The 20,684-nt window shown below is 66.2% G+C and carries 17 protein-coding genes; 13 read left to right on the forward strand and 4 right to left on the reverse strand.

Annotation, left to right across the window (positions count from 1 at the left end):
• Positions 1-42 precede the first annotated feature (42 nt).
• The 12 genes from AKJ09_RS42130 to AKJ09_RS42185 all read left to right on the forward strand — a co-directional run bounded on the left by AKJ09_RS42130 (position 43) and on the right by AKJ09_RS42185 (position 15,952).
• Positions 43-609 (forward strand): LptA/OstA family protein, encoded by a 567-nt coding sequence (locus AKJ09_RS42130; protein ID WP_146653486.1) that lies wholly within the window; start codon positions 43-45, stop codon positions 607-609.
• Entirely contained in the window at positions 606-1,403 is a 798-nt protein-coding gene (locus AKJ09_RS42135) for an ABC transporter ATP-binding protein (protein ID WP_169928302.1), read from the forward strand. Before AKJ09_RS42130 ends, AKJ09_RS42135 begins: the two co-directional genes overlap by 4 nt.
• 790 nt (positions 1,404-2,193) lie before the next feature.
• Positions 2,194-3,675 (forward strand): RNA polymerase factor sigma-54, encoded by a 1,482-nt coding sequence (gene rpoN / locus AKJ09_RS42140; RefSeq protein ID WP_240488808.1) that lies wholly within the window; start codon positions 2,194-2,196, stop codon positions 3,673-3,675.
• A 480-nt stretch (positions 3,676-4,155) separates the two neighbouring features.
• On the forward strand, positions 4,156-4,491 hold the full coding sequence (hpf, locus tag AKJ09_RS42145; RefSeq protein WP_146653489.1) for a ribosome hibernation-promoting factor, HPF/YfiA family: 336 nt from the start codon (positions 4,156-4,158) through the stop codon (positions 4,489-4,491).
• Positions 4,492-4,553: 62 nt separating this feature from the next.
• A complete protein-coding gene (locus AKJ09_RS42150) occupies positions 4,554-5,036 on the forward strand; it encodes a PTS sugar transporter subunit IIA (protein ID WP_146653490.1) in 483 nt (160 codons plus the stop codon).
• A 16-nt stretch (positions 5,037-5,052) separates the two neighbouring features.
• Positions 5,053-6,264, forward strand: a complete 1,212-nt coding sequence (gene hprK, locus AKJ09_RS42155) for an HPr(Ser) kinase/phosphatase (protein ID WP_146653491.1) — start codon at positions 5,053-5,055, stop codon at positions 6,262-6,264.
• A complete protein-coding gene (gene rapZ, locus AKJ09_RS42160) occupies positions 6,264-7,310 on the forward strand; it encodes an RNase adapter RapZ (protein WP_146653492.1) in 1,047 nt (348 codons plus the stop codon). Before hprK ends, rapZ begins: the two co-directional genes overlap by 1 nt.
• The gene (locus tag AKJ09_RS42165; protein ID WP_146653493.1) at positions 7,307-7,585 is read left to right on the forward strand and encodes an HPr family phosphocarrier protein; all 279 of its coding nucleotides are present in this window, start codon (positions 7,307-7,309) and stop codon (positions 7,583-7,585) included. Before rapZ ends, AKJ09_RS42165 begins: the two co-directional genes overlap by 4 nt.
• Complete coding sequence (ptsP, locus tag AKJ09_RS42170) at positions 7,585-9,513, forward strand: phosphoenolpyruvate--protein phosphotransferase (RefSeq protein WP_146653494.1); 1,929 nt, start codon at positions 7,585-7,587, stop codon at positions 9,511-9,513. The genes AKJ09_RS42165 and ptsP overlap by 1 nt, the downstream gene beginning before the upstream one ends.
• Positions 9,514-9,827: 314 nt before the next feature.
• Positions 9,828-12,254 (forward strand): bifunctional metallophosphatase/5'-nucleotidase, encoded by a 2,427-nt coding sequence (locus tag AKJ09_RS42175; RefSeq protein ID WP_146653495.1) that lies wholly within the window; start codon positions 9,828-9,830, stop codon positions 12,252-12,254.
• Entirely contained in the window at positions 12,251-14,053 is a 1,803-nt protein-coding gene (locus AKJ09_RS42180; RefSeq protein WP_146653496.1) for a hypothetical protein, read from the forward strand. The genes AKJ09_RS42175 and AKJ09_RS42180 overlap by 4 nt, the downstream gene beginning before the upstream one ends.
• Positions 14,054-14,083: 30 nt before the next feature.
• Positions 14,084-15,952, forward strand: a complete 1,869-nt coding sequence (locus AKJ09_RS42185; RefSeq protein WP_146653497.1) for a hypothetical protein — start codon at positions 14,084-14,086, stop codon at positions 15,950-15,952.
• A 116-nt stretch (positions 15,953-16,068) separates the two neighbouring features.
• Here the strand turns inward: AKJ09_RS42185 and AKJ09_RS42190 are convergent, their stop codons facing one another.
• The 4 genes from AKJ09_RS42190 to AKJ09_RS42205 form a co-directional block, all read right to left on the reverse strand.
• Positions 16,069-16,497 carry a hypothetical protein gene (locus AKJ09_RS42190; RefSeq protein WP_146653498.1) on the reverse strand — a complete coding sequence of 143 codons (429 nt, stop codon included), beginning with the start codon at positions 16,495-16,497 and terminating at the stop codon, positions 16,069-16,071.
• 301 nt (positions 16,498-16,798) lie between these two features.
• A complete protein-coding gene (locus tag AKJ09_RS54525; RefSeq protein WP_205633942.1) occupies positions 16,799-17,668 on the reverse strand; it encodes a TFIIB-type zinc ribbon-containing protein in 870 nt (289 codons plus the stop codon).
• 26 nt (positions 17,669-17,694) lie between these two features.
• Positions 17,695-18,372, reverse strand: coding sequence for a serine/threonine-protein kinase (locus AKJ09_RS42200; protein ID WP_146653499.1), 678 nt, complete (start codon positions 18,370-18,372; stop codon positions 17,695-17,697).
• On the reverse strand, positions 18,336-19,865 hold the full coding sequence (locus AKJ09_RS42205; protein WP_205633943.1) for a serine/threonine protein kinase: 1,530 nt from the start codon (positions 19,863-19,865) through the stop codon (positions 18,336-18,338). The genes AKJ09_RS42200 and AKJ09_RS42205 overlap by 37 nt, the downstream gene beginning before the upstream one ends.
• Positions 19,866-20,215: 350 nt before the next feature.
• Here AKJ09_RS42205 and rpsO point away from each other — a divergent pair, with 350 nt between their 5' ends.
• A complete protein-coding gene (gene rpsO / locus AKJ09_RS42210) occupies positions 20,216-20,485 on the forward strand; it encodes a 30S ribosomal protein S15 (protein WP_146653501.1) in 270 nt (89 codons plus the stop codon).
• Positions 20,486-20,684 lie beyond the last annotated feature (199 nt).

Genomic DNA, 20,684 nt, shown 5'->3' on the forward strand with positions numbered 1-20,684 from the left:
TCCCCTTGCGCGGAGAGCGCGACCGGGGAAAGCTTCGTGTCGATGCGACGGGTTCTCTCATTTCTCGGACGGCGCGATCGGTCCGGCCTCGGCCAGCCGAAGCCGCTCGCAGGCGCGCGCGCGCGCGCGCCGAATCGGCTTTTGATCGGCGCCGTCGCCCTTGCGTCGCTGCTCGTCTCGACGTCGTTTGCACCGCAAGAAGCGGCCGCCGAGCCACTGCTCGACGTGGCCAAGGGCGACGTGAACGTCCAAGCCGACAAGCTCGAGGTCGACGTCGCGACGGGCATCGCCGTGCTGACCGGTCAGGTTCTCCTGCAGAAGGGAGACATGTCCGTGAAGTGCCCGAAGGTCGAGCTCAAGTTCGATACCTCGCCACACCTCAACTGGGCGAAGGGCTCAGGCGGCGTCGTCGCCGACGTGCGTGGTGTCCACGGCGAAGCGCCCGAGGTGGAGCTCGATCTGAAGAAGCAGGTCCTCGAGCTTCGTGGCGGCGTGAAGCTTTCGCGTGGACAGGGGTGGATTCAAGCCGACAAGGCCACCATCGAGCTCGCCACGGCGCGCGTGACCGCGACGCAGGTGAAGGGCTCCATCCCCGTGCCGAAGCCTTGACGACGCCGCTCCCCGCGCTGCCCGCGATCGAAGCACGCGACCTGCGGGTCACCAGGGGGGAGAAGGCGATCGTTCGCGGTGTGACGGTGGCCGCGCAAAAGGGCGAGGTCCTCGGGGTCCTCGGTCCGTCCGGCGCAGGCAAGTCGACGCTCTTCCGCGCGATGGTCGGCGAAATCCCCGCCGCTTCGGGTGAGGTACGCCTCTTCGGCGAAGACGTTTCGGGCGCGCCACTCTGGGCGCGTGCACGCCAAGGCGTGGCCTATCTCCCGCAAACACCGAGCGTCCTCTGGGATCTCTCGGTTCGGGACAATCTGCGCGCCTACCATCGTGTGGTGCACGGCGGCCCGTGGCTCTCGTCCCTCTTCCGTCGAGGCCCGCTGCCCGGCGAAGACGAAGCGATCAAGGAGCTCTCCGAGCGTGTGGCGCTCGACGATCGCATGGACCTCCGTGCGGGCGAGCTCTCGGGCGGCGAGCGTCGTCGCCTCGAGCTGGCGCGCGCCCTCACACGTCCCCCGAAGGTCCTCGTCTGCGACGAGCCGTTCGCTGGCGTCGACCCCCAACAAGCGAGCCGTCTCGGCGACATGCTGCGTGCCCTCGCCGACCAACACGGCGTCGCCGTCCTGCTCGCCGATCACCACGTCGCCGAGGCCCTCCGGGTCTGCACGCGCGCCATCCTGCTCTTGGATGGCCAAGTCGCCATCGAAGCCGAACCGGGCGCCTTCGAAGAGCACCCGCTCGTGGTCGGCCGCTACCTCGGCAATTGGGGCCGCACCTTCCCACCACCCCTCCCCTAGTCTCCTCGAACGGTGCCAAGCTTCCCACCAGGCAGAAATCGTCACGCACGCATCACGTCACCAAACTGCCGAACTCCCCCATCCCGTAGCCTCGAGCGTCCCGTCCAACCATGACCACGAGCCTGCACCCGTCGTCCGCCCCCCGAGCGCGCCCCGCGTCGCTCTCCCGGCGTGTGACCCCAAGGCAAGGCTCCGAGCGACTAGGACGGAAACCGCGACCGCGACCGCAAGCGGGGCCGAGAGGGCAAGCGAGACAAATCGACCAACCAAGACGGCCGCGGCACGGCCCATCAGCTCGACCACTAGGGCCACACGCCGCACCAACGCTCGCGATACGCTCGACGCCCCCCAACGGGGCCTCGGCATGCCGGATTTCACCGCCCAAGCCGATCCCCAATGCGGCGCTTGAGGAAAGCCCGATTTCGCTGCCCAAGCCCATCCCAGATGCAGCGGTTGGGAGAGCTCGATCTCGCTGCCCAAGCCCATCCCAGATGCAGCGGCTGGGGAGAGCTCGATTTCGCTGCCCAAGCCCATCCCAGATGCAGCGGCTGGGGAGAGCTCGATCTCGCTGCCCAAGCCGATCCCAAATGGGGGCTTGGGGGGAGCTAGCTCCCCCCAAAACAAGGGCAAGGAAGCTAAATCGCCGCGCTCCGCGCGACGATTTAGCGGGGCATTTTTCCTCGCTGGCATCCTTTTCGCTTCCGTGACCGGCCCCAGCGTGTAAGCTTCTTCTGGCGGGAATTTATCGATGGAAATCAAACAGCAGCTAAAGCTCTCCCAGCAGCTTGTGATGACGCCGCAGCTTCAGCAGGCGATCCGCCTGCTTCAGCTGTCCCGCCTCGAGCTCATCGAGGAAATCCGTAAGGAATGCGACGCCAATCCGGTGCTCGCGGACGAGGAATTCGAGCCTCGGCCCCGTTCGAACACCGATTCTTCGGGCGCGGAGGTCATCGGCACCGCTCCCGAACAGGGCGAAGCCCGGATTGACCGCCTCGACGAGCGCCGGCGCGCCGAGACCGGCAGCGCTGAAAAGACCGACACCAAGCAGGTCAACGAGATCGATTGGGAGCAGTTCCTCGAGAACCGCACCCTCCAGCAGCCCCTGCCCGCCAGCCGTGGTGGTTTCGAGGAGCTGCCGCCGATCGAGCAGAACCTGACGAAGGCGGCCTCGCTCGTCGACCACCTGCGGTGGCAGCTGCAGATGAGCGACTTTACGGAGTCAGAGAAGCGCTTTGCCGAGCTCATCCTCGGCAACCTCGACGACAACGGCTTCCTCGACCTCAAGGGTGTCGAACGACCGGACGGCACGCGAACGCCGGACCTTACCATCGAAGAGCTCGCCGAAGAGGCAGGGCTCGATCCGGAGGATGCCCCGGAGGTCCTGCGCATGATGCAGGAGTGGGATCCCGTGGGCGTCTGCTCGCGTGACCTACGGGAGTGCTTGCTCGTCCAGGCCGAGGTCTTCGGATCGCTCGACCTCGACGTGACCATCATCGACAAGCACCTGCACAACCTCGAGAAGCACAACTACCAGGCCATCGCGCGTGACCTGAAGGTGCCGGTCGAAGAGGTCTACGAGTCGGTCAAGGAGATCCAGAAGCTCGAAAGCCGCCCCGCCCGTAATTTCAGCGAGACGGACGAAAAGCAGATCGCCATCACGCCCGACGTCTACGTCGTGAAGGACTCGGAGAAGTGGGTCGTCACCGACAACGACCGCGGCGTGCAGCGCCTCTACATCAACGAGGCGCTGACCAAGCAGCTCCTCAAGGATCCGAGCGCCAAGGAGTTCATCGGCGAGAAGCTCCGCAACGCGCAGTGGCTCATTCGCGCGATCGAGCAGCGCCGGAAGACGATCATTCGCGTCACCGAGTGCATCGTCGAGAAGCAGCGCGAGTTCTTCGAGCGCGGCGTTGCTCACCTCAAGCCGATGATCCTCCGCGACGTTGCCGAAGCCGTCGGCATGCACGAGTCGACGATCTCGCGCGTGACGACCAACAAGTACGTGCACACGCCCCAGGGCCTCTTCGAGCTGAAATACTTCTTCAACTCGTCGATCCGCCGCGTGGCCGAGGAAGACATCGCCTCGGAGAGCGTTAAGCAAGCGATCAAGAAGATCATCGAGGGCGAGGACAAGCAGAACCCGCTCAGCGACCAGGCCATCGTCGAGATCCTGGCCAAGCAGGACGGGATTCAGATTGCCCGCCGCACCGTCGCGAAATACCGCGAAATGCTGGGTATCCTTGCGTCGAGCAAGCGCAAGAAGCTCTTCTAAGGTCGTCCCTGCTGCCCTACCTGACGCAACCGATCCCACAGGTGCTCGCCGTACTTGCTGGGCGCCCCTGGCGCTCTTCTTCGGTCGCTCTGCATTTCGCGGCGGCTCGGCTTTCGCCGAGCTCTCGGCTCACCACGCGGTGCGGGCGGTGCGGCACGGCGGATTTCCCTGCTCTAGACGCTAGCGGCCGCCGTCGGGGTCGCGTTACGATCCCTTCAGGTTGCGGGTTTCAGGTTGCGTGTCTCAGGCTTATCACTCGGCTGCCTCACACGTTCGCTCGCATGGCACACGCGTGTGCCCCAAGCGAACGTTCGCGTTCCAACAACCCAACAACGCGGGCCGAAGTGCATGTGCAACCGAGAACCGAACGTCGACGGAAAGGCTTTGTGACGTGACGACGGAGCTCCGAAACGCGTCGGAGAGCGTCGTCCAGCTTCGATAACTTAGCCGGGTTTCAGCGAAGACGGAGGAGTCCCACGAATGAACATCTCCATCACCTTCCGACAGATGGACGCCACGGAAGCCGTCAAGGGATACGCCACCGAGAAGGTCGGCAAGCTGCAGAAGTTCCTCAGGCAACCGCTCCACGGACAGGTGACACTTAGCTGTCAGAAGACCCTCCACCACGCGGAGGTCGACGTTCACGCCGGCCAGCACCACTTCCACGCGCACGAGGAATCCGAGGACATGTACGCGTCGATCGACCTCGTCATCGACAAGCTCGAGCGCCAAATTCGTGGGGCTCATGGGTCCTCGAAGAAAAAGGGGGCCGATCGCGCGTCGGATCATCTTCTCCCCGACGAGCCAGAGGAGTAAGCGAGAGGGCGGTCCTGGCCCTTTCCCCCCACCTCGGCGCCCGAACGGGCAACCCCTTCATCATGCGTCTCACGGACCTACTCTCGCCGGAGCGCGTCGGCATCAAGCGCACCTCGGCGAACGACGACTTCGACAAAGAGACCGCGATCGGTCTGCTTGCCACGATGCTCGGCGAGCACGACGGCGTGACTACGACCGAGATCGAGCGGGTTCTACTCGAGCGTGAAGCTCTTCAATCCACGGGGATCGGCGAGGGGGTCGCGATCCCGCATGGGGCTCTGCCCCAACTCACGGAGCAGGTTGCAGCGCTGCTCATCGTCCCCGCGGGGGTCGAGTTCCAGGCCATCGACGATGCGCCGGTCTCGATCCTGTTCGGGGTCATCGGTCCGAAGCGAGCGACGGGCGAGCATCTCAAGACGCTCGCCCGCGTTTCGCGGCTTCTTCGGAGCAAGGACTTCCGCACGCGTCTCATCAATGCGGAGTCCTCCAGCAAAGCCTTCGAGCTGATCAGCGCGGAGGAGGCGGAGAAAAAGGGGGGAGTTTGATCGGTGGGGGGACATCATGACGGCGGGGCGATCGGCCCCGCCGCCGATGGCCGAGATCACGGTTGGTGATCTCGTCGTCGAGCCTCGCCTCGGCATGAAGCTCCAGCGGCTTGCTGGTGAGGCGGGGCTCGGTCGCCCCATTCGGCATCCTCGTATCCAGAAGAGCGGCCTTGCGCTGGCCGGCCACTACTTCGGCGTGGTCCCGACGCGCATCCAGGTCCTCGGCGAGACGGAGCTCTCGTTTCTCGAGAGCATGGATCTCGATGCTCGAGGTGTCGCCGCGCGCGGCTTCTTCTCGCTCGGCCTTTCCTGCGTGGTCGTCACACGGCGCGGCGAGATCCCTCGCGCGCTGATTCAGGCAGCCGAAGCAACCGGAACGCCTCTCTTTCAGAGCGACGCCCGCTCGAGTCGCACCATCAATGAGTTGCATGCCTTCCTCGACGAGAAGCTCGCCCCCACCACGAGCCTCCACGGCGTTCTCGTCGACGTCTTCGGCATCGGTCTCCTGCTCCTCGGCAAGAGCGGGATCGGCAAGAGCGAGTGTGCAGTCGAGCTCGTCCTCCGCGGTCATCGCCTCGTGGCCGACGACGTCGTTCGCTGCGAGTGGCGCCCGCCGGGCATGGTGTTCGGTGCCCCGGCCGACGTCCTTCGGCACCACGTGGAGGTGCGCGGGCTCGGCGTCCTCAACATCAAAGATCTCTTCGGCGTCACCGCGATTCGCGAACGAAAGCGCATCGACATGGTGGTGCAGCTCGACGAGTGGGACGAGAAGAAGGAATACGATCGGCTCGGCGTCGACGACCGCTTCCTCGAGATCCTCAACACGCCCATTCGTCTCGTGATCGTTCCCGTTCGTCCCGGTCGAGACATGGGCGCCATGCTCGAAATGGCCGCGCGCGACGAGCTGCTTCGCCGCGCGGGAAAGCACAGCGCACGCGAGCTCCTGTCGCGACTCGAAGAGAACGCCGGGCTCGCGCCGCAGGTCGCGATCGAAGATCAACCGGAGAGCATCGTGCGCGCACCGGTTTCCGTGTCGGTTGCCCCGCCCGCCCCCAACAGCAGCGTGGCGCGTCCGGATCCGGCCCAAGGATGGCACGACTCGGATTCGAGGCAGCCCGCGGCGTCGGTGCACGAATCCGGACCGCCAGGTCGATTGGGCATCCGTGAAGGCGCGAGCCACGAGAGCTCGGCGTGGATTCCCGCCGTGCGTCCGAAAGGCAAGGAGTGATGGTGGAAGCATCCGGCACCGGCGCCGGCAGAAAACCGATGGTCGTCGTCGTGACGGGCCTCTCGGGGGCCGGTCGAACGACCGCGTTGCACGCGCTCGAAGATCTGGGCTTCTTCTGTATCGACAACCTCCCGACCGCCCTCGCCCCCGACGCCGTCGCCCTCTGCGAAAAAGGCGGCATGACGCGCGTGGCGCTGGGAATCGACGTGCGTGTTCGCGTGTTTCTCGGCGAAGTGGGTCGTGACCTCTCGCTCCTCGACGATTCGGGCCGGCGAGATCTGCACGTGCTCTTCTTGGATGCCTCCGACGAAACCATCCTTCGTCGCTTCAGCGAGACGCGCAGGCCGCACGCGCTCGCCACGTCGGGCACCCTCGAAGGGGCAGCTTCGGTGCTCGAGGGCGTGACGCTCGAACGCGAACGCCTCGCTCCACTGAGAGCGCGGGCAACGCGCGTTGTCGACACGACCGCGCTCAGTGTCCACGAGCTACGACGCACCGTGTTGGCGCAGTTCGGCCCGGCCTCGGGCACGGCCGAACGCATGGCGCTCCGCATCGTGTCGTTCGGCTTCAAGTACGGCACCCCCGCCGACGCGGACCTCGTCTTCGATGTTCGCTTCCTCAAGAACCCGTACTTCGTGCCCGAGCTGAAGCGCGTACCGGGCACCGATCCGCGCGTTCGCGCCTACGTGCTCGGTCTGCCGGAGACTCCGGAGTTCCTCTCGCGCACGCTAGACCTTCTCGAGTACGTGGTGCCGAACTACGAAAAAGAAGGCAAAAGCTATCTGACCATCGCCTTCGGCTGCACCGGAGGCATGCACCGCAGCGTGGTGATGGCCGAACACGTGGCCGCCGCGCTCGACAAAAAACTTCAGCGGCCTGGCGGGACGTCACGCACCGAGATGCGAACCGAGATGCGAACCGAGATCAAGGTGGTCCACCGTGACGTCGGCCGTGGGGAGCCAGCGCCCTACGCACGTCCTCCGCAAGACAGTGTCCTCCCCCTCTCCGAGGTCGACAGCCGACCCCCACGGAGCCAACAGCGATGAGCGAGCAGGCCTCCGCGCAATTCACCATCATCAATGATCTCGGTTTGCACGCGCGAGCCGCGACGAAACTCGTCCAGCTGGCATCGAAGTTTCCGTGCGACGTCCAGCTCTCGTATCAGGGCCAGACGGCGAACGCGAAGAGCGTGATGGGCGTCCTGCTACTCTGCGGTTCGAAGGGAACGGTGGTCGAGGTGTCGGCCAACGGATCGAAGGCGGAGGAGTGCGTCCAGGCGATTGGCGAACTCATCGCAAGTCGATTTGGGGAGCCCAGCTAATGACCGAGCGGCGCAGCAGCCCTCCCAAAGGCACGCCGAGCGCGCCCTCTTCGGGCGACGTGCTCGAGCGCACGCCGACGTCCATTCCTGCTGCGCCTTCGTCGTCCTCTTCCCCCTCGGCTTCGCCGCCGAGCTCGTTCGACCTCGAGCCTCGCGAGCCGACCACCCTCAAAGGGATCGCCGGCTCTCCGGGTGTTGCCGTCGGCCCCGCGCTCGTCCTCGGTGATCTGCGCGCGTCGTTCGTCCGTCGTCACGTGCACACGGCGCAGGTTCCCGGTGAGCTCGAACGCGTCCACCAGGCCGTCGGAACCGCGCAGAAGACACTCCGCGAAGTCGACTCACGCATCGCGAATACGATGCGCGAGGCCACGGCCATCCTCGACGTCTACCAGCTAATGCTGCAGGACCCCGCGCTCCACGAGCGAATCGAGAAGAAGATCTCGCGCGAGAAGAAGTGCGCGGAGTGGGCGGTGTCCGAAGCGGGCGAAGAGATCGTCGCCATGTTCGGCAGCGGCGGTGACGAGCGCGACGCCTACATTCTCGAGCGCCGCCACGACATCGAGTTCGTGGCCGACCGGCTTCTGCGGGCGCTCGTCGGCGAAGATACGCCCCACGCCGTCCGGTTGGATGAGCCGATGATCGTGGTCGCGCGTGATCTTTCGCCGGCCGATACGGCCAGCATGGTCCGCGAGCCCGCGCTCGCTTTCGTCACCTCGGTCGGAACGCGCACGAGCCACACGTCGATCATGGCGCGTGCGCTCGAGATCCCCGCGGTCGTCGGCGTGGCGGACGCGATGCAGAACATCCGCACCGGCGACATGCTCGTCGTCGACGGCCTGACCGGTCAGGTCTTCGTCCATCCCAGCGAAGCCACGGTTCGCGACGCACGCCAGCGGTCCGAGCAGCACCTCGCATTCGCGAGGCGCCTGCTCTCGGCGCGTCACAAGCCGTGCGTGACGGCGGACAACGTCCCGGTCGCGCTGAAGGCGAACGTCGAGCTACCCGCCGAAGCGATTCTCGCGGTCGATCACGGCGCGCAGGGCATCGGCCTGTACCGCACCGAGTTCCTCTACATCGACCGCACCACGCAACCCGGCGAAGACGAGCAGTACGAGGTCTATCGCGCGATCGTCGAGGCCGTGAGCCCGCAGCCGGTCACGTTGCGCACGTTCGACATCGGCGGCGACAAGTTCGCGAGCACCTTCCAGTTGCCCGCGGAGATGAACCCTGCCCTCGGCCTTCGCGCCGTGCGTCTCGCGCTCAAGCAGCCCGAGGTATTCCTCACGCAGCTCCGGGCCATGGTGCGTGCAAGCGCCCATGGCGACGTGCGCATCATGGTTCCCATGGTCGCGAGCGTCCACGAGATGCGCGAGGTGCGCCGCTTGCTCTCCCAGGCCATCGAGCAGGTCAAAGCGCGCGGCCAAGCCTTCGAAGAGCACATTCCCCTCGGCATGATGATCGAGGTGCCGGCGGCGGCCGTCATGGCCGACGTCTTCGCGCGCGAGGCGGAGTTCTTCAGCCTCGGCACGAACGACCTCGTGCAATACGCCCTCGCGATCGACCGTGCGAGCCAGTCGCTCGCCGCCCAGGCTTCGCCGTTCGACCCGGCGATCTTGCGGCTCATCAAGTTCGTCACCGACACAGGCGCGAACCACAAACGTGCGGTCTCGCTCTGTGGAGCGATGGCGTCGGATCCGCTCGCGGCGTGTCTGCTCGTCGGCCTCGGCCTGCGCGAGCTGTCGATGGAAGCGGCGGCGATTCCGGAGATCAAAGAGGCCATTCGACGTCTCACGGTCGAAGAGGCCGAGGCGATTGCTTTGCGCGCACTCGCTTGCGACAGCGCCGACGCCGTCGAGGAGCTCCTCGCACGCGAGCTCGCGCCGCGCCTCATCGACCTGCTCGCCGGTCTCGCCGACGACGTGGCCTGACGAACACGGCTCGCCCCTTCGCGTCGCCCAGAACGCGTTTGCGCACGGGGCGTATCCCGACGAAGCGTCGTGGCACACGATGGATCATGCGCGCATCACGCAGTGCGCATCGTGCTTCGCATCGCGCCTAATGGATACCTAACGCACCGTGCCGGGCGTCAACGGCCGCGCTCGCGCCCTGGAATTTCAGCATCGGCGTCGTCATCGAGCCGACACGAGCCGGGCGGGGAAACGTCTCTTTGTAATCACTTAATCGTTACGGTTGAGCCCCGCGACAAATTACCTGCGGTCGTGTTACGGTCCGCGCCGGCAACATGGGAATCACGGCCCGATTTCGCGCCGCGCTACTTGCTGGACTTTGCGCGCTGGCGGCTACCGCAGGCCTCGGCCTCTCGGCCGCAAGCCTTCCGGCGTGCTCGAGCACCGACAGCAAAGACACCATTGCGCGGCCTTGTCCCGACGGACAACCGTGTCAGGTCAACCTGACGCTACTTCATACGTCGGACATCCACTCGCGACTCTTTCCTTACGATCAGATGATCACGCAGGTCGACGCTACGCTCGGCCTCGGCGACATCAATACGGTCGCGAACGTCGGCGGCGTCGCCCGCATGGCGTACGTCATCAATCGAGAGCGCGCGCGGTCGAACCGCGTCCTGCACCTCGATTCGGGTGACTGCTTCCAGGGCGCGCCGATCTTCAACTTCTTCGCCGGTGAGCCGGAAGTCCGCGCGATGAGCGCGCTCGGCACCGACGCAGCGGTCATCGGAAACCACGAGTTCGACCGCGGCGCGCAGAACGTCGCGACGCAATTCCAGCGCTGGGGCAACTTCGCCCTCCTCGCCGCGAACTACAAGTTCGAGCAGGCCGCGCAGGACATTCCGAACTTCGGCCGGATCGGCTCCGTCTCGCGTCCGTTCACCGTTCTCAACACGGGTGGACTTCGCGTGGCCGCCATCGGAATGGCGAACCTCTCGAGCATCACGTCGGTCTTCGACCAGCCGAACAAGATGGGCATCACGCCCCTCAACACGGTCGACGTTGCCCAGTTCTACGTCGACTTGCTGCGTCCGTACGTCGACCTCGTCGTCATGGTCACGCACCTCGGTCTCGAGGTCGACCAGCGCATGGTCCGCAACACGACCGGCATCGACGTCGTCCTCGGCGGTCACAACCACGTCGTCATCAACCCGCCGCAGCAGATCAGCGACTGCTCGTCGGATCCGTCGAATCCCGGCTACGTCTGGACCATCGACCCGACCCTCGATCCCACCGGCAAGCCGCCGGATGACGCGGATCCCGCGCTGGCCGGCGAGCTCGGCGAGCGCGACCCGATCAACCACCCGTTCGCGTTCAAGCGCTTGTGCAAGCCGCGCAACGTGATCATCGCGCACTCGGGTTCGTTCTCGAAGTACGTCGGTCGCCTGGATCTCCAGCTCACCAACGTGCCGCGCTACGAGTACCCGGAGGGCACGCCCCAGCACCAGATCGAGGTCGAGGCCGCCCAGCTGAACGGCTTCGAGGTCGAGACGATCAAGTACACGGCCTTCCCGATCGACGCGACCGTCCCCGAGGATCCGGTCGTCGTCGACATGCTCCAGCCGTACCGGCGCGTGCTCGACAACGTCGCCGACCTCGACATCATGGTCGGGTTCAGCCCCGGAGGCTCGAAGCGCATCGCCTCGAACGGCGGTGACTCGCCGCTCGGCAACGTCGTCGGCAACGCCATCTGGCTCCGCCTCGGCATCCAGACGGACTTCTCGCTCACGAACTCGACGGGCATCCGTGCGGACCTGAACCCGGGTCCGGTCACGATCGAGCAGATCTACAACATCTTCCCGTTCGACAACTCGATCACGAAGATGCAGCTCTCCGGCCTCGAAGTGCAGGAGATGTTCGACTTCTCGGCGCGCCGTTCGGCCAGCCGCGGTTGCTCCTCGCAGATCCAGATCGCTGGCGCTCGCGTTCGCCTCAACTGTACGAGCTGCGCGAGCGAGACGGACGTGACGTGCACCGTGGACGAAGACTGCAATGCCGTCCGCGGCAAGTGCAACACGACCAAGAACCTCTGCGTCGTCTCCGCGTGCGCCGAGCAGGTCTACATCGGTCACACCGACAAGACCTGCTCCACCGACGAAGAATGCCGCGAGCCGAACGGCCCGCCCCTCCCCGGCTCTTGCGACAAGAGCGCGGGCAAGCCGACCGGCCGCTGCCTGTCCCCGATCAAGCCCACGAACCTCTACGAACTCGCCACCAGCAACTACCTGGCCGGCGGCGGCTCGGGCTTCCGCGTCCTCCAGCGAAACACCACGCAGTTCGACACGAAGGTCCAGCAGCGCGACGCGCTCATCGACTACCTCCGTGCGGGCAAGCCTTGCGGCTACGACGTCAACAACGGCACCGACGACGGCCTCAAGGCGTGCAGCGCCGACTCCGATTGCGGTGACGACGCCCACGTCTGTGCGTGTGCAGGTCACGCGGCGGAGGTCGACGGAGCGACCGTCACGTGTCAGAGCGTGGGAACGTGCGATGCGGGCCAAGGACGGTGCGTTCTCAAGACGTGCCGCGACCAGGTCGCCCAATTCCACTCCCGACGCTGCCAGGGCGCGCCGGATCAGACGGCTTGCAAGACGCCCATCGCGGCGTGTGCGCTCGCCGGTGAAGAATGCAAGATCCTCTCGTGCATCGACTCGACCATCGGAAGCTTCACCGACAACCGCGTGGAGATGATCGGCCGATGATCCGCTCGCTCCGCTCTCTCCTCGTTCCCGCTTCGGCGCTCGCATTGTCGGTTCTCGCTGCGTCGTGCAACGGCGACGGCTTCGGCAGCACGCGCGGTGGGCGCCGGCTCGTCGTCACCTTCGTCGACCCCGACGTGAAGACCGGAACGCGCCTCGAGCCGCTTCCGCTGTCGATCAACACGGCGTCGCGATTCGCCATCCAGATTCAGGCGCTGAACCCGGACGGCACGCCCGACACGGAGTTCAGCCGCTACGTTCGAATCTCGGCGACGCCCGGTGCGGTGTCCCAGTTCCACGACGAAGACACCGACGGCCGTAACGTCCTTCTCACGAACGGACAGTCCGGCCCCGTCAACGTCGATCTCGCCAACGCGTTCGGCGAGACGTACATCATCGCGAGCGACCTCGGGTACGTCCCCGCGGACCCGAACCGTCAGCCGCCCCCCGCGTGCTCCGACGGCATCGACAACAATGGGAACGGCCTGATCGACTACCCGGCGGACCCCGGTTGCGCGTTCGCCAACGACGATGCCGAAGAAGGTGGCACGTACGCCGAAGGCGCGAGCCCGCCCATCTACTTCAAGCTCCCCCGCATCGCGGACATGCGCGGCCTCCGCTGCGTGCAGCGCGGCGGCGTGACGGACTGCTCGGGCAACGGCGCGACGCCCTACCCCAAGCAGCAGGTCCTCATCGACACCGGCTACCACGAGAAGGCTGCCGAGGACGGCTCGCACTTCTTCGCGTTCGACTTCAGCACGGTCGTCACGCGCCTCTCGACCGACGGCTTCTATGCGATGGACATCGCGGACGGCGTGCGCACCCCGCCGTTCTCCGGATTCAACAGCGTCTTCGCATTCAACTTCAGCACCCCGCCGCTCATGCGCGTGTGCGACCGACTTCAGTCCTTCGGCGGCACGGCGAGCGAGTTCTTCGGCTTCACGCAGATCTCGTATCCGACGTGGACGCTCGAACCGTGGGATCCCGCCGCTCGCCTCTGTCTCGTCCCCGAGGCCAAGCTGCTCGCGCCGGGCGACATCAGCGATACGAACTATCTGCTCCGCCAGAGCGGTGGTCTCGTCCGCGTCGAGACGCTGCTCGGCGACAACCCCGACGCTCCGATCCGAAGTGCGATGGTCACGCCGCGATTCGGCCCCGACGACATGCCCTGCAAGGTCGGCGGCGTCGTGTCGACACCGGCAGACAAGACCACCTGCGACAAGGATCCGAACTCGGGCACGTTCCAGTTCGTCCCTGGCGACGACGCCACGAACTGCGACTTCAACAAAGACGGCAAGATCACCTTCAGCACCGGCAACCCCGAGAGTGACTGCTCGAACGCGTGCACCGGCGACACCAAGTGCACCGAGTGGTCGAACTTCAAGGCGCGCAGCACGTTCCGCATCACCGTCACGGACGGCAACAACATGTCGGCCGCCATCCAGGCGGACGGCACGCAGGCAGGCTTCGACGCGTACGTGAACAAGGGCGTGAAGCTCCGCTCGTTCGCCGGCGTGCTCACGTACTTCTCGGGCGGCTCGCAGTACACGGTCGAGGCTCGTTGCGACGCTGACGTCGTGCTGGACCTCGCCTCCGGTCCGCTTCCGACCGATCACGCGTGCACACCGGGTTCGGATCCGGCCAAGACCGGCTGCACCGAGGGCTACGAGTGCGTGCCCCTCCGGAGCGGCGACAACGCTTGCCGCAAGCGTGTGCCGCGTCCGCCGTATCCGGACAATCTCGAACCCCCGCCGCAGGCTTGCGTGTTCCCGCGCACGTTCCTCGACAACAACCCGCAGTAGCCCGTTCTTTTGCCTTTGGAGCTCCGCTCGATGCGCTCGTTCTCGATCCTCCGCCTTGCCGCGCCGGCGTTCGTTCTCGCCATGCCCGCGGTCGCGTTCGCGCAGACTGCACCGCCGGCGTCGCCGGCATCGGGCACCACTGCGCCTGCGCCGTCGAACACCGTGCCGACGTCTCCGGGTGCGCAGCCCGCTCCGGGCGTGCAGCCCACGCAGGGCGCGCCGAACGCAGGTGCACCGGCGTCGGATTCGGCGACCGCCTCTGGACAGGTCACCGGCACGCAGACGACGACGACCACCGAGCCCGCGGCTCCTGCTCCGGCCGATGCCTCGGCGCAGATCGACCTCTCGGGCACCGCCGGCGCGCGCGCGGCCGGTACGGCGCCTCCGGGTACCTCGTCGGGCGGCTTCATGGATACCCGCCTCACGTGGACGTTCGGCGACGACGACTTCACGCACAAGACGGGTGAGCTCGTCCCGCTCTCGCCGACGTTCGGCATCGGCGACCGCTCGCAGTACCGCCTGTTCTTCGACAACCTGAACTCGCGTTTCAGCGGTCGTGAAAACCTCACGCACCTCGTGATGTACAAGAAGCTCCCGGGCTTCATTCCGAACCTCACGACGGAAGCCGCGCTCGTTCTCCGCTTCGACCTCGCGCAGCTCGCGGCCAACACGGGCAACCTGAACGCGGCGCTCTACGACTCGGGTTCGTACCTCCGCCTCTTCTACAAGACGGGTTCGAACGAGCGCGAAGGCCTCTCGGCCACCTTCTTCCCGCTCGACACCGATCGCTTCCGTCTCGGTTACCTCTACGACCTCTCGTGGGGTGGTACGGCGGCCTCGATCAACCAGTCGATCTTCCCGCGTATCCAGGGCGCCGCGCCCGGTGCGAAGTTCCAGTACGACTCGGAGAAGTTCTACGCCTTCGCCGGCTTCAAGACGGCGACCATCGTTCAGCCCGAGCAGGTCCTGAGCCCCGGCGGCGAGAACGACGTCGAAACCGTCCGCGTCGGCGAGATCAACTACGGCTTCCTCGGCGGCCTCGGTGTCGACCCGACGGAGAACCTCCGCTTCGACCTCGGCGCCGGCTACTTCCAGCAGGGCAAGTTCGACCTCGAAGACGTTCGTGGCAAGAACGTCTACACGTACGGCGGCTCGGGCCGCATCGTCGTGCACCAGAACATGCCGGTGCCGCAGTCGGTCGACTTCCTCCTCTACAAGAACGACCCGAACAAGCCGCTCGTCCTCTTCAAGCCGGAGAAGTACGAGGCCGACAAGTTCGCGTGGAGCGTGAGCGCCGAGCTCGACTACCTCCAGCAGCACCTCAAGGACTTCGACGTCGCCGGCGCCACGAAGGATCAGGGCGCCGTCGGTACGGCCATCCAGGGTGTCGTGAAGGCCGGATACCTCCGCTTCAGCGCGACCGGTATCTATCGCAACCTGAACTTCGTCGTTCGTAACGTCCCGGGCTTCATCCCGTTCGAGACGCTTCCGGCGAGCGCGAAGACGGATCCGGAGCTCTTCGGCGCCATCGCCGCGGACTACCACTTCCCGGCCCTGCACCTCACGCCGGGCATCGGTGGCGGTATCCAGATGCCGGCGACGTTCCGCAGCGAGTTCACCGACGGCGGCGTGCCCGCGCAGCGTGTCATCGTCGTCCGCCAGCAGGGTGACGAGTCGATTCTCCCCTACAACCAGGACCGCTCGCCGATCGTCCAGGCGCGCGTCTCGATGCGCTGGGACCTCTCGGACATGTTCGCTGTCGTCGCGTGGATGCAGCTCATTCGCGACAACAACGGCACGCTCGTCGTCCGCGATCCGACGGAAGGCACCGCGTCGCTCCGCGTGTTCCAGAGCCCGAACCGCATCGGCGCTTCGGTGGCCGTCCAGGCGCGCTTCTAAGAAGCCGCTCACGTCCGGCACAAACGACGACGGGCGGGCTTCGCGAGAGGCCCGCCCTTTCGTTTTTGTTCGCGATGCTGACGTCGCCGACGGTGACCGACCCGGCGAAGACGCGATCAGACCGGGAGCGCGTGCGCCGGGACGCTGTTCGGCGGAAGCTGCGCGGCGAGCTTGCGTGCGTTCGCCGTCGAGGCCGCTTGGAACGTGCGCGCTTCACCGTCGCGAAAGACGACGTGGATGCGAGCGCCGTGGCGACCGAGATCTTCGATGCGAAGGTCGTCGATCTTGCAGCGCCGCCCATCGACGTGGAGGCCCGCCTCGCTCACGGCGAGTCGAACCCGACGCGTGGAGAACACCGCCGGGACGACGAACGCCGGCACGAGACACGCGCCGACGAGCAGTCCCCAGATTCCGATCTCGGCGCTCGGATCGCGCACCTTCGTCAGCACGCAGAGGCCCGCCGCGAACATGTAGAAGCCGGGAAACGCCGACGCCCAAAGCGGCGACTTCGATTCCGTGGCGTCGATCGAGAACACTCCGGCCATGGTCGCTGGGCTGCAGGATACATACCCGTTCTTACATCGACACCAGACGCCGTTTTTCCCAGCAAATGACGGGTTCAGCTCGCCGCAAAGGCAGAGGTGTGACGTCGCTGGTGGCCTCGTGATCCACCCGAGCCAAGTAGCCGAGCATAATCCGAGAGACCAAGCCCCCGACCGGTCGCCACAACGCAAGCGGCGGGTTCTTCGTCGCGCTCGTAGCGCGACGCGCCGAAGGCGACCCGCCGCGGGCAGCCGGGGGAGGCTCGAGTCCGGAGGACTCGAGGGGGGCGACGCCCCCACAAGACTAACTTCGGAAGAGCACACGGAGGAACTCTCGCCAGCGCTCGACCTCGTCGTGCGATTGGCGGCGTAGCTCGAACGACGAGAGGACCGGGCCGCCGAACGTCGCCTTCGCCGAGGCGCTCAACGCGGCACGCACCGCCGCCTTCTCTTCGACTTCGCGTGCGCGCGTCTTCTCGAGGCCGCCGGACGCGGCGAAGGCCACGACGCGCGTGAGCTCACCTGCGTCGAACCACGTTCCGTGGTGGCGGCACACGTCGACGATCACGCCCGAGAGTTTGCCGAAGTTCACGCGGTTCATCGTGCGACGGCAGAGCGGGCATGCGAGGTAGCGGACTTCGTCGAGACGCGCGATGCCACGCGCGGCCTCGGTGGTTGGCCACGCACCACCGACTTGGGCGCGCGCGAGGATCTCCGCCAGCATGTCGGCCGACACGAAGAGTCCTCCACACGAGGCGCATTCGTGAACACGCGGGTCGGGACGCTCTTCGTCAGGCGACGAGACGCGTTCGCCCTGCCCCGTCGCGATCTCGAGCGGCCGCGTACAACGCGGACACGGCGCGTCGGTGGCATCGAACAGAGGCTCGAGCTCGAGACGTTGACCGCAACGCGCGCACGAGAACTCGCCCGGCGCCTGGAGAGAATAGCACCGGACACAGCGCACCGAGTCGAGCCGAACGTCACAATGCGGGCAGACGCGCACGAGCGACGGGCACTCGTTCCCGCAGTACGGACAATGCATGGTCGCCGCCGGCGGGGCGGCCTTCGCCACCGAGCGATACGGGCCTGTCGAGGGCGGTGGAGACGGGGCGGCAACCGTTCCCTGGAAGCCGCACGAACACGCGATGAGAGCGCCCGGGAAGGCCGCCGGCAACGCCCGTCCGCACCCCGGGCATGGGCTCACGAGCGACGCTTGCGGCGTCGAAGATTGCGGAGCAGCGGGGCCATTCCGCCGATCGTGACTGCCGCGACGAGGCTGACAAGCAGCAAGGTGATGTCCCACCCGCCGCTCGTGAGCGCCCACGTGTTGCGCCAAAGCACCGTGTGGACGATGCGGGCAGTCATCGACACCGCGCCGTACGCGACGAGCGCCGCCGTTGCCGTTCGGCGGAGATCCGCGGCGAGCTGCATCGACCACACGCTGTTCGGCCAGATGACCTTCCGAACGTGCAGCACGTAGAGCACGCCGGGGGTCAGTGCCGCGAACATGCAACCGACGACGAGCAGCACGCACTCCGTGAGCGTGATCTCCCCGTCGTGAAGGACGCGCACGAGCCCCGCGAGCGCGGAGATGATGCTGCCCAAGAACCACAAGCCGACGACGCTGCTGGCGACCACGAGGGTCGGGCGTGCAAGCTTGGCGAGCGCCGTCATCTCGCTCGGCGAAGGCGTCGAGGTTCCCGCGAGCAGATTCTTGGCGATGTCGAGCGCGCGGTTCGGGCCCGAGGCCGATGGATCGAACGCCTGCATCTCGACCGGCACCGGCGCGCGAACGTCGCGCACGCTCGGATCGAGTGCGGCAAGCGCCTTCTCGAACTCCATCATCGTCTGGAACCGGTCGCGCGGATCCTTCGCCATCGCGCGCTGCACGACCAGCTCGAGCGTCTCGGGATCTGCGCGTCCACCGAACGAAGACGCGGCGGCACCTGCGTGAGCACCATCGAGAGCGTCGAGGTCGGGTCCGGTGCGTCGAACGGACGCTTGCCGGTCAGCGCGAAGTAGAGAACGGCGCCGAGCGAGTAGATGTCCGCACGGAGGTCGACCTCTTTGCCGGAGGCCTGTTCTGGCGACATGTAGCTCGGCGTGCCCATGATGACGCCGGTACGCGTGAGGTCGGTGCGGTCGGCACCGGTGGCCTTGCTGATGCCGAAGTCGAGCACCTTGATCGAAAGCCCGCTCGCCTCACCGGCGGTGACGGCGTCGATCGACGACTGGAGAACGAAGATGTTCTCCGGCTTCATGTCGCGATGGATGATGCCTCGCGCGTGCGCAGCGGCGAGCGCTCGAGCGACCTGGCGCCCAACCGCGATGGCCATCTGCGCCGAGAGCGCACCGTAACGCGAGACGTACACGGCGAGCTCTTCGCCTTCGAGGAATTCGCCGACGAGGTACGGCGTTCCATCGGGAAGGTGATGAACGTCGAAGACATCGATGACGTTCTCGTGTGCGAGCGAGCTCGCACTCTCCGCCTCACGCATGAAGCGCGCGACGATCTCGGGGTTGCGGGCCAGATCAGCGTGGAGCGTCTTGATGGCGAAGCGCCGCTCCTTCAGCCGGAGATGACGCGCCTCGTAGACACGGCCCATGCCGCCTTCGCCGACGAGCCGGACCATCTGGTAGGTATCACCCACCAGCATGCCCACGAGCGGATCGGCGGGGCCAGCGCTCGTCTCCTCGACGAGGGGCGTCGCGTCACGCGGGCAGATGAGGAAGTCCGCCGGATAGCGAGCATCGCACGTCGTGCAGTGGCGAGAGAGCGGCACACCAAGCGCCGCGGCCGCGGCTGCCGTCAGATCGGCGCTCGACGGATGAGCCTTCGACGAACGGGCCGCTGCCCCGACCAGGGGCGGAGCCCCCGCGTGAACGATCGTCGCGACGCGAGGACGCATGGGCGGAGGCGCCGCCTTCGGGAGCGTGGGCGCGCTCTTCGGTGCTCTCGGCGGTGGTGGTGCGACGCGCGACGCGGCCATCAGCGCCAGATCGGGAGGCGCCGCAATGTGCGTATGCTCCGGGGGCTCGGTCGGCGCGACGACGGCAGCCGGCACCGAGGACACACCCGAGCCAGGCTCAGGGCCGAAACGCCCCGCGCGAAGGACGGCTTCGAACGCGGCGCTCGAGTGGATTTCCGTAGGGGCACCATCCACGGCCTCGAGCGGTGGAGGCAGCTCGGTGTCACCGGCGAGCCCGTCTTGCCCGCCTTGCTCGTCTCGTCCTCGCAATCCCGATGCGCCGCTGCTCAGGTGCCCCGGGTCTCCCGAGTGACCAGGGTGGCTTGGACCGCTCGCGCTCGATGCGCGTTCGGGGGCGCGGGCGCCAACATTGCCGAGCGGGTCGGGCACGGGCACGCTCATCGGCGTCGAGGGCATCCGATGGTCAAGGCTATCCCGAAACGGCTCTGTTGACGCGAGAAATCCCCCGCCTATACTGCGCCCGCCGCAGGGACTCTGTGGGAGCTTCACTCCTTCGAGATCCGGGGCTTTTCGAGCACCGATCGAGCTCCCATCGAGCACCGATCGGGACCGAATTCGCTCCTGAATCTGCCCTGAATCTGGCCCCTAGCGGCTTGACGTTGTAGTAAGTGGATACGTAAACGAGGGTCTTTCCGGGTTTCGCAAGCGCGCCTGTTCTGTTTCTGTTTTGCTTGAGCACGCGCTCTTACGGGGTCCTGGGGGACGCCTTTTAGCTCTGGAGTTTCCAAGAGATGGCGCTTCTTACCGAGAAAAAGTCGGAACTCATCGACAAGTTCCGCACGCACGAGACCGACACGGGCTCGCCCGAGGTCCAGATTGCCCTCCTCACCGAGCGCATCACGTACCTCACCGAGCACTTCAAGACCCACGCGAAGGACCACCACTCGCGCCGCGGCCTCCTGAAGTTGGTCTCCAAGCGCCGCCGACTTCTCAACTACCTGAAGAAGTCGAGCCTCGACCGTTACCGAAAGACGGTCTCGGCCCTGAACCTCCGCAAGTAACTAGTTTGGTTCGAAGGGGACGGTGAAGTTACCGTCCCCTTCGCGTTTTCTGGCAGCGTCACCATCCTGATGCCGTTGCCGTTTCCGGGCAGACCCGACCACCGCCTTGCTCTTCGATTCACCCGCACGAGCCACACTCACTCATCGAGAGAGCGCTCGTACGTGTGAACCGAGGACAAAGGCGAACCGAGATTGCCCG

Source organism: Labilithrix luteola (genome assembly GCF_001263205.1).
GTDB classification, from domain to species: Bacteria; Myxococcota_A; Polyangia; order Polyangiales; family Polyangiaceae; genus Labilithrix; species Labilithrix luteola.